The 14,430-nt window shown below is 66.6% G+C and carries 15 protein-coding genes; 9 read left to right on the top strand and 6 right to left on the bottom strand.

Features of this window, described 5'->3' with window-relative positions; all coding sequences use genetic code 11:
• From pgm to KGM94_RS16510, 4 genes are all read right to left on the bottom strand, one after another.
• Positions 1–1,577 (bottom strand): phosphoglucomutase (alpha-D-glucose-1,6-bisphosphate-dependent) (pgm, locus tag KGM94_RS16525; RefSeq protein WP_300261285.1); only part of this gene is annotated, 1,577 nt, incomplete at its 3' end.
• Positions 1,578–1,710: 133 nt separating this feature from the next.
• Complete coding sequence (locus tag KGM94_RS16520; RefSeq protein ID WP_300261282.1) at positions 1,711–2,664, bottom strand: GDP-L-fucose synthase; 954 nt, start codon at positions 2,662–2,664, stop codon at positions 1,711–1,713.
• The gene (gene gmd / locus KGM94_RS16515; RefSeq protein WP_300261279.1) at positions 2,645–3,715 is read right to left on the bottom strand and encodes a GDP-mannose 4,6-dehydratase; all 1,071 of its coding nucleotides are present in this window, start codon (positions 3,713–3,715) and stop codon (positions 2,645–2,647) included. Before gmd ends, KGM94_RS16520 begins: the two co-directional genes overlap by 20 nt.
• A 154-nt stretch (positions 3,716–3,869) precedes the next feature.
• Positions 3,870–4,286: a hypothetical protein gene (locus KGM94_RS16510; protein ID WP_300261276.1), complete on the bottom strand. Its 417-nt coding sequence runs from the start codon at positions 4,284–4,286 to the stop codon at positions 3,870–3,872.
• A gap of 144 nt (positions 4,287–4,430) precedes the next feature.
• On the opposite strand from KGM94_RS16510, the gene rfbA reads away from it, so the two are divergent.
• The 3 genes from rfbA (at position 4,431) to KGM94_RS16495 (ending at position 6,793) form a co-directional block, all read left to right on the top strand.
• On the top strand, positions 4,431–5,306 hold the full coding sequence (gene rfbA / locus KGM94_RS16505; protein WP_300261273.1) for a glucose-1-phosphate thymidylyltransferase RfbA: 876 nt from the start codon (positions 4,431–4,433) through the stop codon (positions 5,304–5,306).
• Between the two features lie 27 nt (positions 5,307–5,333).
• Positions 5,334–6,398 (top strand): dTDP-glucose 4,6-dehydratase, encoded by a 1,065-nt coding sequence (gene rfbB, locus KGM94_RS16500; protein ID WP_300261270.1) that lies wholly within the window; start codon positions 5,334–5,336, stop codon positions 6,396–6,398.
• A gap of 221 nt (positions 6,399–6,619) precedes the next feature.
• Complete coding sequence (locus KGM94_RS16495; protein ID WP_300261267.1) at positions 6,620–6,793, top strand: hypothetical protein; 174 nt, start codon at positions 6,620–6,622, stop codon at positions 6,791–6,793.
• Between the two features lie 60 nt (positions 6,794–6,853).
• Here the strand turns inward: KGM94_RS16495 and KGM94_RS16490 are convergent, their stop codons facing one another.
• Positions 6,854–7,318 (bottom strand): hypothetical protein, encoded by a 465-nt coding sequence (locus KGM94_RS16490; protein WP_300261264.1) that lies wholly within the window; start codon positions 7,316–7,318, stop codon positions 6,854–6,856.
• A 216-nt stretch (positions 7,319–7,534) separates the two neighbouring features.
• Between KGM94_RS16490 and KGM94_RS16485 the strand changes: the two genes are divergently transcribed.
• Positions 7,535–8,197 carry a hypothetical protein gene (locus tag KGM94_RS16485; protein ID WP_300261261.1) on the top strand — a complete coding sequence of 221 codons (663 nt, stop codon included), beginning with the start codon at positions 7,535–7,537 and terminating at the stop codon, positions 8,195–8,197.
• Between the two features lie 98 nt (positions 8,198–8,295).
• Positions 8,296–10,209: a caspase family protein gene (locus tag KGM94_RS16480; protein WP_300261258.1), complete on the top strand. Its 1,914-nt coding sequence runs from the start codon at positions 8,296–8,298 to the stop codon at positions 10,207–10,209.
• Between the two features lie 3 nt (positions 10,210–10,212).
• On the opposite strand, the gene KGM94_RS16475 is transcribed toward KGM94_RS16480, so the two are convergent.
• Positions 10,213–10,764 carry a MarR family transcriptional regulator gene (locus KGM94_RS16475; RefSeq protein ID WP_300261255.1) on the bottom strand — a complete coding sequence of 184 codons (552 nt, stop codon included), beginning with the start codon at positions 10,762–10,764 and terminating at the stop codon, positions 10,213–10,215.
• A 109-nt stretch (positions 10,765–10,873) separates the two neighbouring features.
• Between KGM94_RS16475 and badH the strand changes: the two genes are divergently transcribed.
• From badH to KGM94_RS16455, 4 genes are all read left to right on the top strand, one after another.
• Positions 10,874–11,641: a 2-hydroxycyclohexanecarboxyl-CoA dehydrogenase gene (badH, locus tag KGM94_RS16470; RefSeq protein WP_300261251.1), complete on the top strand. Its 768-nt coding sequence runs from the start codon at positions 10,874–10,876 to the stop codon at positions 11,639–11,641.
• A 23-nt stretch (positions 11,642–11,664) separates the two neighbouring features.
• Positions 11,665–12,447, top strand: coding sequence for a 2-ketocyclohexanecarboxyl-CoA hydrolase (gene badI, locus KGM94_RS16465; protein WP_300261248.1), 783 nt, complete (start codon positions 11,665–11,667; stop codon positions 12,445–12,447).
• A 46-nt stretch (positions 12,448–12,493) separates the two neighbouring features.
• Entirely contained in the window at positions 12,494–13,645 is a 1,152-nt protein-coding gene (gene aliB / locus KGM94_RS16460; RefSeq protein ID WP_300261245.1) for a cyclohexanecarboxyl-CoA dehydrogenase, read from the top strand.
• A 59-nt stretch (positions 13,646–13,704) separates the two neighbouring features.
• Positions 13,705–14,430: AMP-binding protein (locus KGM94_RS16455; protein ID WP_300261242.1), on the top strand; the 726-nt coding region annotated here is incomplete at its 3' end.

Genomic DNA, 14,430 nt, shown 5'->3' with positions numbered 1-14,430 from the left:
CGAAAGCTCTCGGCGTAGATCTTGTAGACATCCTCGGTGCCGGAGGGCCGCGCGGCGAACCAGCCGAAGGCGGTCTCGACCTTGATGCCGCCGAACGACTGGCCGTTGCCGGGAGCCTGGCTCAGCGTGGCGGTGACGGGGTCGCCGGCCAGCTCCTTCAGGCCGAGCTGTGCCGAGGTCGCCGACTTCAGGATGGCCTTCTGCGGCACGGTCGCCGCGACGTCGATGCGCTCGTAGTGGGGTACGCCGAGCTCGGCGGTGAGCTCAGTGAAGAGCTGGCTCGGGTCGCGGCCGGTCTTCGCCATGATCTCGGCGGCCAATAGCCCGAGGATGATGCCGTCCTTGTCGGTGGTCCACACCGTGCCGTCGCGCTTGAGGAACGAAGCGCCCGCACTCTCCTCGCCGGCAAAGCCGAAGCTGCCGGTGAGCAGCCCGTCGACGAACCATTTGAAGCCGACGGGAGTCTCGACCAGCTTGCGGTTCAGCTTTCTGGCGACACGATCGATGATCGAGCTCGACACCACGGTCTTGCCGATCGCGGCATCGGCGCGCCAGTCGGGACGATGCGCGAACAGGTAGGCGGTCGCGGTCGCCAGATAGTGGTTGGGGTTCATCAGCCCGCTCGTGCGCGTCACGATGCCGTGGCGGTCGGCGTCGGTGTCGTTGGCGAAGGCGACGTCGAAGCGGTCGCGCATGCCGATCAGGCTCGCCATGGCCCAGGGCGAGGAGCAGTCCATGCGGATCTTGCCGTCCCAGTCGGCGGTCATGAAGCGGAAGGTCGGATCGATCGCGTCGTTCACGATGGTCGCATTCAGGCCATAGCGGTCGATGATCGGCCGCCAGTAATGCACCGCGGCGCCGCCGAGCGGATCGATGCCGATCCTGATGCCGGCGGACTTGACGGCCACGAGATCGACGACGTTGCCGAGGTCGGCGACGTAGGGCGTGATGTAATCGTGCAGATGGACCGACGGCGTCTTGCGCGCCTTCTCATACGGCATGCGCGCGACGCCCTCGAGGCCATCGGCGAGATAGGCGTTGGCGCGCTTCTCGATCACGGAGGTCGCGTCGGTGTCGGCCGGCCCGCCATGCGGCGGATTATACTTGTAGCCGCCGTCCTCGGGGGGATTGTGCGAGGGCGTGATGACGACGCCGTCGGCAAGCCCGCTCTCGCGCCCCCTGTTGTAGGAGAGGATCGCGTGCGAGATCGCCGGCGTCGGCGTGTAGCCGGACTCCCGGTCGATCATGACGTCGACGCCGTTGGCGGCGAACACCTCGATCGCGCTGACGAGCGCCGGCTCCGCGAGCGCGTGGGTGTCGATGCCGACGAACAACGGCCCGGTCAGCCCCTTTTCCGTTCTGTAATCACAAATTGCCTGCGTGGTGGCGAGGATGTGGCCCTCGTTGAAGGAGTTCTTCAGCGAGGAGCCGCGATGGCCGGAGGTGCCGAACGCCACCCGCTGCGCCGGATCGGCGGCGTCAGGCTTGTTGGCGAAATAGGCCGTGATCAGCCTCGGAATGTTGGCGAGCGCATGTTGCGAGACCTGCTTGCCCGCCGCGGGATGAACGTCAGCCACCGGAAAGGTCCTTGTCGTTGTACGGAGAACTTCGGCGTCACCTTAGCATCGGCGTTGCGGCCGCCAACCCGTAAACCCTGCGGACGGCGTGACGTTCCGCGCGAGGGCAAAGCAGGTCCGTCCGCTTTCGCCGTCACCGCGCGGCCGCTGCCTCCGACAGATATGCCTCGTAGGCGCGCCTGATGCCATCCGCGAGCGGGGTACCGGCGCGCCAGCCGAGTTTCGCGAGCCGGCCGACATCGAGCAGCTTGCGCGGCGTGCCATCGGGGCGCGAGGTGTCGAAGACGATCTCGCCGCGATAGCCGACGGTCGCGGCGACCAGGCGGGCGAATTCGGCGATGGTGATGTCCTCGCCGGTGCCGATATTGACCAGCTCCGCGCTCGAATGGACCTTCATCAGGTGCACGCAGGCGTCGGCGAGGTCGTCGACGTAGAGAAACTCCCGCCGCGGCGTGCCGGTGCCCCAGACCACGACCTTGCCCGCGCCGGCAAGCTTCGCCTCGTGGAAGCGGCGGATCAGGGCGGCGACCACGTGGCTGTATTCGGGATGATAGTTGTCGCCGGGACCGTAGAGGTTGGTCGGCATCACGCTGATGAAGTCGCTTCCGTACTGGCTGCGATAGGCTTCCGCCATCTTGATGCCGGCGATCTTGGCGATCGCGTAGGGCTCGTTGGTCGGCTCGAGCGGGCCGGTCAGCATCGAATCCTCGCGCAGCGGCTGGGCTGCGAGCTTCGGATAGATGCAGGAGGAGCCCAGGAACATCAGCTTCTCGGCACCGTTGAGATACGCGGCGTGGATCACGTTCGCGGCGATCGCGATGTTGTCGTAGATGAACTCGGCCCGCAGCGTGTCGTTGGCGACGATGCCGCCGACCTTGGCGGCGGCGAGGAACACGACCTGCGGCCGCGTCTTCGCGAACCAGTCGAACACCGCGGCCTGGTTGCGCAGGTCGACCTCGTCGCGACCGGCCGTCACCAGCCGCACGTCCTCCCGTACCAGCCGCCGGAGCAGCGCGCCGCCGACCATGCCGCGATGGCCGGCGACGTAGACCGTCTTGCCTTTCAGCTCAAACGGTACGCTTGCCATTTGCAGCTTCCCGTCTTGCCTCCGCCAGATCGCTCGCCACCATCTCCTGCACGAGCTGCGCGAAACTGCGCTTCGGCTTCCAGCCGAGCGTCCTTTGCGCCTTGCTGGCGTCGCCGATCAGGAGATCGACCTCCGTGGGGCGGAAGTACACCGGATCGATCCGCACCACGGTCTTGCCGCTCTTCGCATCGACGCCGGTCTCGTCGACGCCCTTGCCGCGCCATTCGAGGCTGCGGCCGACCTCGGCGAAGGCGCGCTCGACCATCTCGCGCACCGAACGGGTCTCGCCGGTCGCCAGCACGAAGTCGTCGGGCTGCTCGGCCTGCAGGATCTTGTGCATGCCCTCGACATAGTCCTTGGCGTGGCCCCAGTCGCGCTTGGCCTCGAGGTTGCCGAGATAGAGCGTCTCTTCCAGGCCGACCTCGATGCGGGCAACCCCGCGGGTGATCTTGCGGGTGACGAACGTCTCGCCGCGGATCGGACTCTCATGGTTGAACAGGATGCCGTTCGAGGCGAACATGCCGTAGGCCTCGCGGTAGTTCACCGTGATCCAGTAGCCGTAGAGTTTTGCGACACCGTAGGGCGAGCGGGGATAGAACGGCGTCGTCTCCTTCTGCGGCACCTCCTGCACGAGGCCGTAGAGCTCGGAGGTCGAGGCCTGATAGAAGCGCGTCTCCTTCTCCATGCCGAGAATGCGGATCGCCTCGAGGAGCCGCAGCACGCCGATGGCGTCCGCGTTGGCGGTATATTCCGGGCTTTCGAAGCTGACGCCGACGTGACTTTGGGCCGCGAGATTGTAGATCTCGGTCGGCCTGATCTGCTGCACCAGGCGGATCAGGTTGGTCGAGTCGGTCATGTCGCCGTAGTGCATCAGGAACGGCACGTTGCCGACATGCGGGTCCTGATAGAGATGATCGACGCGGGCCGTATTGAACGAGGATGAGCGCCGCTTGATGCCATGGACGACGTAGCCGAGCGACAGCAGATATTCGGCGAGATAGGCGCCGTCCTGTCCGGTGACGCCGGTAATCAGAGCGACGCGCTCACTCATGGCCAAGCCTTGTTCCTGTACTCATGGGGTCTCGCGGCCGGTCGGCCGGGCCGCATTCAGCGACGAGCGGGGTCGTGCGGAAACCGCGAAACCGGCCCTTCTTGGACGCCTCGGCCGCCCGGGTCAACCCCGGCCCCGGCCGGGACGCGGACCGTCAATTGCTGAGCTGCGGCGGCTTGACGTCCGGAAAGCGGGTCAGCATCGCGGCCTTGACGAATTTCAGGTGCGAGATGGTCGAGGCCAGCTCCTTGAGCCGGCGCTGGCCGTTGGAGATGTCGGCGGCAAACAGATCCTGATGGTGATTGTCCAGCGGCTCGCGCTCCAGATACTCGTCGGTGCCGTTGCCGAAGGTCACGGCGGCGCGCGCCAGCGCGTCGTCCACGCGGCGGTTGAGCCCCGCCTGCTCGCGCTCGGCCTCCTGGAGCGCGGCCTCGATCGCCGCCATGATGGCGGCGATCCGCGCCTGGTCGGTATCGGCGTCGCGTTCGGCCGACCGCGCCTTGAAGCGCTTGTCGCTCCGGCGATCGCCCAGGAGATTTTGCGCGCGTGCCCGCAGGAACAGCTGGAACATCTGGGCCATCCCGGTTCGGAAGCTTCAGGCCGCCACCATCGGCCGTCTATGGTTAACAAAGACTAAAGCCGCCGGCCACAACCGACTTGCGCAAGCCGCACCATCCTCTATCAAGAGAGGAATCTTAGGCGATTTCGAGGGCTTATGAAGGGCATCATCCTGGCGGGGGGGACGGGGTCGCGGCTCTATCCGGTGACCGCGGTGGTGTCGAAGCAGCTGTTGCCCGTCTTCGACAAGCCGATGATCTACTACCCGCTGTCCACCCTGATGCTGGCCGGCATCCGGGACATCCTGCTCATCACGACCCCGCAGGACCAGCCGCTGTTCCAGCGCCTGCTCGGCGACGGCTCCGAGATCGGGCTGCGCTTTTCCTACGCCCGCCAGGACACCCCGCGGGGCCTGGCCGACGCCTTCTTGATCGGCCGCGACTTCATCGGTCGGGATCCGGTCGCGCTGGTGCTCGGCGACAACATCTTCTACGGCAACCGCCTGCAGGAGATGCTGATCCAGGTCGCCGCACGCACGCGGGGCGCGACGATCTTCGGTTATACCGTCAAGACGCCGGAGCAATACGGCGTCGTCGAACTCGACCGCGACTTCCGCGCGCTCTCGATCGAGGAGAAGCCGAAACATCCGAAGTCCAACGTCGCGGTCACCGGGCTCTACTTCTACGACAACGACGTGGTGGACATCGCCGCCCGCATCACCCCGTCCGCGCGCGGCGAACTCGAAATCACCGACGTCAACAAGGTCTATCTGGAACGCGGCGATCTGTTCGTGCAGCCGCTCGGCCGCGGCTTTGCCTGGCTCGACACCGGCACCCATTCCTCGCTGGTCGAAGCCAGCCATTTCGTCCAGATCCTCGAGCAACGCCAGGGGCTGCGCATCGCCTGTCCCGAGGAGATCGCGCTGAGGCAGGGCTATATCTCGCTTGAAGCCTTCGAGAAGCTGGCGCAAAAGAACGCGAAGAGCAGCTATGGCGAGTATCTGCTGTCGGTCCACCGCTCGTTCAGGCGCTAGGCCGCGGCCGCGGAGCAGACCAATCGAATGCGCCTCGACGGATCCACCATCTTCGTGACCGGCGGCGCCGGCTTCATCGGCTCGGCCGTCATTCGCCATCTACTCGCGGATACGGCGGCGCGAATCGTCAACATCGACAAGCTGACCTACGCCGCCAATCTCGATTCGCTGCCCGGTGCCGCGGGACATCCGCGCTACGCCTTCGAGAAGCAGTGCATCTGCGACGGCCCCGGACTACGAAAATTGTTCGAGACCTACCGGCCCGACGCGGTGATGAATCTCGCGGCCGAAAGCCACGTCGACCGCTCGATCGACGCACCGGCCGAATTCATCCGGACCAACGTCGTCGGGACCTTCACGCTGCTGCAGGAGGCGCTACGCCACTGGCGCTCGCTCGCCGGCGAAAGGCGCGCGCGCTTTCGCTTTCTGCACGTCTCGACCGACGAGGTGTTTGGATCCCTGGGTCCGGAAGGGCTGTTCACCGAAACGACGGCATATGCGCCGAACTCGCCCTATTCCGCCAGCAAGGCCTCGTCCGATCATCTCGTGCGCGCCTGGCAAAAGACCTACGAGCTTCCGACGATCGTGACGAACTGCTCGAACAATTACGGGCCCTATCAGTTTCCGGAAAAGCTCATCCCACACATGATCATCCGCGGCCTGGCCGACGAGACGCTGCCGATCTACGGCGACGGCCGGAACATCCGCGACTGGCTCTATGTCGAAGACCACGCCCGGGCGCTGACGCTGGCGCTGGAGCACGGCAGGATCGGCGACACCTACAATGTCGGCGCTCGCTGCGAGCAGACCAATCTCGCCGTGGTCGAACGCATCTGCGACCTGCTCGACGAAATATCGCCGAGCGTTGCCGGTCCCCGCCGCCGCCTGATCGGTTTCGTCGAGGACCGGCCGGGCCACGATCGACGCTACGCCATGGACGCCGGCAAGATCGAGCGCGAACTCGGCTGGCGCGCGCAGGAGAGTTTCGAGAGCGGTCTCGCCAAGGCCGTGCGCTGGTACTGCGATCGACGAAGATGGTGGCGGGACATTCTCGACCGCGGCTATCAGCGCGCGCGCATCGGATTGGGCTAGATCCGTAGATCAACGGAGATGTCCGCGTTAACGCGTGACCGCGGGTAAGGTTGAGCGGTTAGCTTAATCCGCGTTGTTTGTTGCGAAGTTTCCGGGATCGCATATCCATCATCGCACCGGGCTTCCCCAAGGCCCGGCCCCACCCAAGCAAAGCCGCCGAGCGAACATGGGTCCGCTTGGCGGCTTTGTCGCATCGATCTCGTGAAAAGGAAGCTGCTGCCATGGCGCGCAAGCCCTGGTCGTTCAAGGAAGACCGCAGGCTGATGGAACTGGCCAAGACTTCGGCATCGCTGGAAGAGGCCGCCAAGCAACTGGGCCGATCGCCGGAAGCCATCAAGCGGATGGCACTGCGCCTCGGCCTCACGATCAAGACCAAGGCCGCCCGGAAAGGCTGAGGCGACTTATCACGCCCCGGCAACCGCAAAGACGATCGAAGACGGTCGAGCGCAGCGACGCTAGGACGCCGGCCTCTTGGAAGGTCCGGGCGCAAAGGGAGCGCGGGGCCGCGACCGGCCATCCAGGCCCTTGGGCAAGTTCCGGATCGGCCTATCCGCCTTCAGATTGACGATCGCTCCCGTCGTGTCCGTCTGCGCCGTCTCTTCCCGGCTGTAGATCAGCGTCGCCTCGAACGGCACGCCGGGCGCCTGTTTCGCGGTTCCGGAGCAGGTCGCCATCACGCCGGTGCAGACGCCGGAGAGATTGACCTCGACCTCATCCAGCCCGAACACCGTCGACGGGCCGTCGGCATGCCGCCGCGTCGTCAGGACGGCGGTGAAGCGATCCCGCTCGACCCGGTAGGAGCCGCCATAGGTGAAGAAGCTGTCGCTGCCCGAGATCCGGCCCTCGGCGAGATGCACGATGCCGGTGCCCTGCCCGTGCGGGGTCCTGAACCATGCAGCATATTTGCCGTCTTTGATCATTCGAAATGCCTACAACCAGAAGGTGCGCATTTGCTTACTTTTGTGAGGCGGCACGATGACCAGGCGCGGCGCGGTGCCCCGAGGGTTAACGCTTTGCCAAATCAACCCGCAAATTTCAGCCGTCGACGCACTACAATTGTCGGCCTTCCCGATTTGAACCTAGTCTGGAATAGAGTGGACCAATAGACAGCGTCGAATTTTGATGAGATGACCTCAATGAGAAGCCTGATCGGAGCCGTGGTCGGCCTGTTCTGTCTGACCGCACCTGCCGTCGCCCAGACTCCGGCCGCAATCGTCGAGGACGTGCAGGGCCAGGTCGACGGCGTCGAGTTCATGGACTATGTCGCGCCCGGCAAGATCATCAAGCTCGGACCGAAGGGGACGCTCGTGCTCGGATACCTGAAATCCTGCTGGCGCGAGACGATCAGCGGCGGCGTCGTGCTGGTGGGGGCCGAGCAGAGCACGGTGCAACTCGGCGACGTGCAGCGGGTCAAGGTGCCCTGCGACGCCGGGGCCGTTCAGCTCTCGGAGCGCGAAGCGAACCAGAGTGCTGCGACCACCTTCCGCACCGTGAAGCCGGGCGGCGCGCCGAAGAAGCTGACCACGCTCTACGGCGTCGCGCCGCTGGTCGAGGCCAGGGGCGGCGGCACGCTGACGATCGAGCGGATCGATGCCAGGGAGCCGACCCTCACCGTGCCGTTGACCGGCGATCCGATGGTTCACGGCAAGTTCTACGACTTCGCCAGGGCCGGCAAGACCCTCACCCCCGGCGGTACCTATCTCGCCAGCCTGGGATCGCACCGCCTGACCTTCCGGGTCGACGCCCAGGCGACGTCGTCTTCGACGCCGATCGTCGGCCGCCTGCTCCGGCTCGAATAGGCGGCCCGCGCGGTGCGGCCATTGATGTCCCTCAATGATCCCCGCGCCTCGATCTGGTGAGCTGCCGGCTCCCGGACCGGACACCCGTCGCTCCGCCCATGGCCACCCTCGCGCGTCATCTCGTCGCCCTCACCGGGTTCGTCGTTCTGCTGGCGCTGGCTTGTCCGCGCCAGGGTGAAGCGCAGCCGGGCGACTACGGCGCGTGCGTGGCGCTGCAATACGATCGCCTCAGGACCGAGAAGGAGATCGCGGCCACGATCGCCGCCTGCACGCGCGTGCTGCAGGACCCTTCCGCCGGGGCCGAGCAGCGCGCCTACGCTCTCTATTTCAGGGCGCTCAATCATTTTCTGGAAACGACGCGGCTCGCGCTCGCCGAAATGAAACCGATCGGCTCGGCGGGCGAGGCCGCACAGCGCGAGCTGAAGACCGCGCTCGACGACCTCGCTGCGTGCATCGCGGCTGCGCCCACGCCGCATCCGCAACCCTTCAGCCTGCGGGCGACGATCTACACCACGCTGGACCGGTTCGACGAGGCGCTCGCGGATCTCGCACGCGCCATCCGCGCCGATCCCGGGACATCCCATCATTTCGTCCAGCGAGCGTTGATTCTGGAACGGCTCGACCGCTTTTCCGAGGCCCGCGCCGATCTCGATGCCGCGGTGGAGCGCGATCCGCCGAATCAGAACGCCTGGATCAATCGCGCGATGTTGTGGGCGAGATATGGCGACGTCGAGCGCGCGCTTGCCGACTACGACAAGGCCGAAGCCGTCGGAGGCTCGCAGACCTGGTACGCGCTCAGCGGCCGCGCGAGGCTGGCGGTCAGTCTCGGCGAGCCCGTGCGCGGCTTTGCCGACTGGACCCGGGCTGCAGAAGCCACGACGCTGCCGATGCAGGCCGCACAGTTCCACGTCCGCGCCGGCAATCTGGCGCGCGACTACCTGAAGGACATCGACAAGGCGCGGCAATCCTACGCGCGGGCGCTCGCCGTCGCCCCGGGCTACGCCGACGCCCTCATTCAGCGCGGCATCGCCTTCGAGCGCGCCGGCCGGCTCGACGATGCGGCAAACGACTATCGTAAGGCCGGCGATCTGACGCGGGGCAATCCGCTCGACAAGAGCATCTACGATTATTCCGTCTTCCGGCTCGACGTGCTGCGCGCCCGGCTGTCGCGCAAGGCGGGAGATCCGCCGCTGCCGCCCAACATCAACGTCCTGTCCGCCTCCTCCGCCACGATCGGCAAGGAGCGCGGCCGGCGCGTCGCCCTCGTGCTCGGCAACGCCGCCTATGAGCACGTGACGCCACTTCTGAACTCGGACCGCGACGCCGAAAGTGTCGGCGCGGCGCTGAACGAAGCCGGCTTCGCCCGCGTGACGGTAGCGACCAATCTCGACCGGAACCAGATGGAGGGCGTGCTGCGGCAATTCGCAACGGAGGCCGCAGGCGCGGACTGGGCCCTGGTCTACTACGCCGGCCATGGCGTCGAGATCGACGGCATCAACTACGCGATCCCGATCGATGCGAGCATGGACACGTTGCGGGAGGCCGGCTCGAACGCGATCTCCATCGACCGGATGATCTCCGCCGTCGATCGCGCGAGGCAGCTTCATCTGGTCGTTCTCGACGCCTGCCGCGACGATCCGTTCGTCCAGCAGGCGCATCGCGCCGCCGCCCGCAAGCGGACGTTCGACAAATCCGCCGATGCGGCGCTCGATCCCCTGATCGCGCGCCGCAAGGAGATTGGCGGAGGCCTCTCCAGCGTGCGGCTTGCCCAGGCGAACACGGTCGCGCTGTTTTCGACCCAGCCGGGCCAGGTCACGCTCGACGGCGACGAACTCAACAGCCCGTTCACGCGGGCGTTCGTCTCGAACCTGCCGACGCCGAGGCAGGACCTGCGGCTGTTCCTCGATCGGGTCCGCCAGGACGTGTCCGCCGGCACGCAAGGACGGCAACGCCCGGCTTTCGACGGGCGCCTGAAGGAGGGCGAGCAGTTCTTCTTCTTTCCGGCGCCGTGACGGTCAGCGCTTGCGGTCCTCGTCCATGACGCTCGACGGGCCGTCGTCGTCCGGCGCGCCGCCGTCCAGCCGCTGCATCGCCTCCAGCATCTTCAGGAGATAGTGCAGCGCGTGCGCAATGTCGTTGACCGAGAAATCGGCCAGCACCTGCTCGTAATAGGCGCGGATCTTCGGCTGCGCCAGCACCCGCCAGAGCCGACGCCCCGACGCGGTCATGGTCACGACCCGGGAGCGGCGGTCCTCGGGATCGGCGGCGATCGCGACATGGCCGTCGCGCTCCATGCGGCCGATCAGCCCGGCGAGGTTCTGCCGGCTGACCATCAGATATTTCGCGAGATCCCCGATGTTCATGCCGCGCTGGGCGTCCGCGCGCGACAGCGCGCCGAGCACCGCCCATTGCTGCGTGGTGAGGCCCTCCGCCTCGACGGCGCGGCTCCCGGTTTTATGCAACATATTGGCGCATTGATAGAGGCGGAAGAACAGCCGGTTGGCCAGTTCCATGCGGGCTTGGTGCCCCTCTACCACGTGCCGAGCCTCTTCCCGGAGCCTTGCCATCGCGATTTTTTGCCCTTGCCGCGGCTTCGTCGTTATGACAATATATTGTCATATTAGTACGAGCCCGGCAAGATCGAAGTCGCGGCCGGCGCAACAATGGGAGGCAGTCATGGGACGTTTCGACGGCAAGACGATCATCGTCACGGGCGGCGGCGGCGGCATCGGCGGGGCGACCTGCCGCAGGTTCGCGCGCGAGGGCGGCCGCGTCGCGGTGCTCGACCTCAATCTCGATGCGGCGGAGAAGACGGCGGCTGCGATCCGCGACGCCGGCGGCACCGCCGCTGCGATCCGCTGCGACATCACCGACCGCGCGAGCGTCGACGCCGCGGTCGCCGCGACCGAATCGAAGCTCGGTCCGGTCGACGTGCTGGTGAACAATGCGGGCTGGGACATCTTCCGCCCCTTCACCAAGACCGAGCCGGCGCAGTGGGACAGGCTGATCGCGATCAACCTGGTCGGCGCGCTGCACATGCACCACGCGGTGCTGCCCGGCATGGTGGCGCGCCGGGCGGGGCGCATCGTCAACATCGCCTCCGACGCCGCCCGCGTCGGCTCGTCGGGTGAAGCCGTCTACGCCGCCTGCAAGGGCGGCATCGTGGCGTTCTCCAAGACGATCGCGCGCGAGCACGCGCGCCACGGCATCACCGTCAACACCGTCTGCCCGGGACCGACCGACACCGCTCTGTTCGCCGACTACAAGGAAGGCGCCGGCAATCCGGAGAAGCTGGAGGAGGCGTTCAAGCGCTCCATCCCGCTCGGGCGGATCGGCCAGCCGGACGATCTGCCCGGCGCCATCCTGTTCTTCGCGAGCGACGACGCGGCCTACGTGACCGGACAGGTGCTGAGCGTGTCCGGCGGACTGACGATGAACGGCTAAGCAGGAATCTTTGGGAGAAAACGATGCAGTACCAAGACCTCATCTACGAAATTCGCAACGGCGTGGCCTGGATCATCATCAACCGGCCGGACAAGATGAACGCCTTTCGCGGCACGACCTGCGACGAACTGATCAAGGCGCTGTACCGGGCGGGCTACGACAAGAACGTCGGCGCCATCGTGCTCGCCGGCGCCGGCGACCGCGCCTTCTGCACCGGCGGCGACCAGTCCGCCCATGACGGCAATTATGACGGTCGCGGCACGATCGGCCTGCCCATGGAAGAGCTGCACACCGCGATCCGCGACGTGCCGAAGCCGGTGATCGCGCGCGTTCAGGGCTTTGCGATCGGCGGCGGCAACGTACTGTGCACGATCTGCGACCTGACGATCTGCTCGGAGAAGGCGGTGTTCGGCCAGGTCGGGCCCAAGATGGGTTCGGTCGATCCCGGCTACGGCACGGCGTTTCTCGCCCGCGTCGTCGGCGAAAAGAAGGCCCGCGAGATATGGTACATGTGCCGCCGCTATTCCGGACAGGAAGCCGTCGCGATGGGCCTTGCGAACGTCTGCGTGCCGCACGACCAGCTCGACGTCGAGGTGCAGAAATGGGGCGAGGAGCTGTGCGAGCGCTCGCCGACCGCGATCGCGATCGCCAAGCGCAGCTTCAACATGGACACCGCCCATCAGGCCGGCATCGCCGGCATGGGGATGTATGCCCTGAAGCTCTATTACGACACGGAGGAATCCCGCGAAGGCGTCAAGGCGCTGCAGGAGAAGCGCAAGCCGGACTTCCGCAAGCACGCCAAGTAGCGGCCAGGACCGCGCACGGGCGCGGGCATCCGTCAGGGAGGCAACGATGAATCCCTATCTCGACGAGGACCTGGTTGCGCTGGGCGAGCAGGCCCGGCGCTTCGCCAGCGCGCGCATCGCGTCCGGCTTTGCCGAGCGCGACCGCACGCGCGTGCTCGACCGCACCTTGATGAAGGCGATGGGCGAGATGGGCTTCATCGCGCCCGAACTGCCCGAGCAATTCGGCGGCCTCGGCATGGGATGTCTCGCCGCCGGCGTGATCCACGAGGAGATCGCGCGTGCCGATCTCAGCATGTCCTACATCAATCTGCTGGGTTCGCTGAACGGCCAGATCCTGTCGCATCATGGCCGGCCCGACGTCGTCGGGCCCTGGCTGGCGCGCCTCACCCGCGGCGAGGCGCTGCTCGCACTTGCGCTGACCGAGCCGCGCGGCGGCTCGGATGCCGGCAATCTGCGGCTTCAGCTCGAACGGGTCGGCGAGACCTACGTCCTCAACGGCGAGAAGACCTCGATCTCGGCGGCCGACCAGGCCGACGCGGCCGTCGTGTTCGGCCGCACCGGCACGCCGGAGGCCGGCGCGCGCGGCATCACCGCCCTCTTCGTCCCCATGGAACTGCCCGGCATCACGCGCAGCCGCTTCGACTGTCACGGCCAGCGCGCCATCGGCCGCGGCTCGATCTTCTTCGAGAACGTCCGCGTGCCGGTCTCCCATCGGCTCGGCGACGAGAACGCGGGCTTCGTCCAGGTCATGCAGGGTTTTGACTTTTCGCGCGCGCTGATCGGGCTGCAGGTGCTCGCCGTCGCACGGGTGGCGCTGGAGGAGACCTGGGGCTACGTCGCCGGGCGCCAGGCGTTCGGCAAGCCGCTGTCGGCCTTCCAGGGCGTATCGCACCCGCTCGCCGGTCTCGACACCCAGGTGGAGGCGGCGCGGCTGTTGTGCCTGCAGGCGCTGTGGCTGAAGGACAAGGGCGCGCCGCACAGCGCGGAGGCCGCGATGTGCAAATGGTGGGCGCCGAAACTCGCCTATGACGTCGTCCACGAGTGCCTGCTGATGTTCGGTCACGGCGGCTACGACCGCGGGCCGATGGAGCAGCGACTGCGCGACGTGCTCGGCTTCCAGATCGGCGACGGCACCGCGCAGATCATGAAGACCATCATCGCGCGCCATCGCGCCGGGCGTGGGGCCGTGCCGGCCTGAGGACAATGGAAACGAGGCGTTCGAAGAAACGCAAAGAGAGCCAATCTGGAGGAGGTACCATGGAGTTCGATGCCGTTCTTCTGCCGGCGCGGCGCGCGCAAAGCATCGCGCGCGGCGAGTGGCACGATCGCACGATCAACGACGATCTCGATGCCTGCGTCGCCGCCTCGCCCGACAAGCTCGCCCTGACCGCGGTCCGACAGGATGGCGGCGCGCCGCGCCAGTTCACCTACCGGCAGCTTGCCACCATGGCCGACCGCATCGCGATCGGGCTGTCACGGCTGGGGGTCGCGCGCAACGACGTCGTTGCCATGCAGCTGCCGAACTGGTGGCAGTTCAGCCTGCTCTATCTCGCCTGCTCGCGCATCGGCGCGGTGCTCAATCCCCTGATGCCGATCTTCAGGGAACGCGAGCTGACCTTCATGCTCAGGCACGGCGAGGTCAAGGTTCTGGTCGTCCCCAAGACGTTCCGCAATTTCGACCACGAAGCGATGGCGCGCGGCCTGCAGCGCGAGCTGCCCTCGCTGGCACGGATCGTGGTCGTCGACGGCGGCGGCGCGGATGATTTCGATGCGCTGCTGACGACGCCGGAATGGGAGAAGGAAGCCGACGCGAGGTCCATCCTGAGCGCGAACCGACCGGGCCCGGACGATATCACGCAGCTCATCTATACCTCCGGCACGACCGGCGAGCCCAAGGGCGTGATGCACAGCGCCAACACGCTGATGGCCAACATCATCCCCTATGCGCAGCGCCTGAACCTCGGCGCGGACGATGTGATCCTG

The sequence above is a fragment of the Bradyrhizobium sp. genome (assembly GCF_028868675.1).
Lineage (GTDB): Bacteria > Pseudomonadota > Alphaproteobacteria > Rhizobiales > Xanthobacteraceae > Bradyrhizobium.
Note: the sequence above shows the minus strand (reverse complement) of the source record. Positions and strands in the feature narration are given on the sequence as shown.

Excerpts from the sequence above, each read along its gene's own strand:
- KGM94_RS16520 (WP_300261282.1), bottom strand. The coding sequence starts at position 2,664 with ATGGCAAGCGTACCGTTTGAGCTGAAAGGCAAGACGGTCTACGTCGCC.
- gmd (WP_300261279.1), bottom strand. The coding sequence starts at position 3,715 with ATGAGTGAGCGCGTCGCTCTGATTACCGGCGTCACCGGACAGGACGGC.
- KGM94_RS16510 (WP_300261276.1), bottom strand. The coding sequence starts at position 4,286 with ATGTTCCAGCTGTTCCTGCGGGCACGCGCGCAAAATCTCCTGGGCGAT.
- rfbA (WP_300261273.1), top strand. The coding sequence starts at position 4,431 with ATGAAGGGCATCATCCTGGCGGGGGGGACGGGGTCGCGGCTCTATCCG.
- rfbB (WP_300261270.1), top strand. The coding sequence starts at position 5,334 with ATGCGCCTCGACGGATCCACCATCTTCGTGACCGGCGGCGCCGGCTTC.
- KGM94_RS16495 (WP_300261267.1), top strand. The coding sequence starts at position 6,620 with ATGGCGCGCAAGCCCTGGTCGTTCAAGGAAGACCGCAGGCTGATGGAA.
- KGM94_RS16490 (WP_300261264.1), bottom strand. The coding sequence starts at position 7,318 with ATGATCAAAGACGGCAAATATGCTGCATGGTTCAGGACCCCGCACGGG.
- KGM94_RS16485 (WP_300261261.1), top strand. The coding sequence starts at position 7,535 with ATGAGAAGCCTGATCGGAGCCGTGGTCGGCCTGTTCTGTCTGACCGCA.
- KGM94_RS16480 (WP_300261258.1), top strand. The coding sequence starts at position 8,296 with ATGGCCACCCTCGCGCGTCATCTCGTCGCCCTCACCGGGTTCGTCGTT.
- KGM94_RS16475 (WP_300261255.1), bottom strand. The coding sequence starts at position 10,764 with ATGGCAAGGCTCCGGGAAGAGGCTCGGCACGTGGTAGAGGGGCACCAA.
- badH (WP_300261251.1), top strand. The coding sequence starts at position 10,874 with ATGGGACGTTTCGACGGCAAGACGATCATCGTCACGGGCGGCGGCGGC.
- badI (WP_300261248.1), top strand. The coding sequence starts at position 11,665 with ATGCAGTACCAAGACCTCATCTACGAAATTCGCAACGGCGTGGCCTGG.
- aliB (WP_300261245.1), top strand. The coding sequence starts at position 12,494 with ATGAATCCCTATCTCGACGAGGACCTGGTTGCGCTGGGCGAGCAGGCC.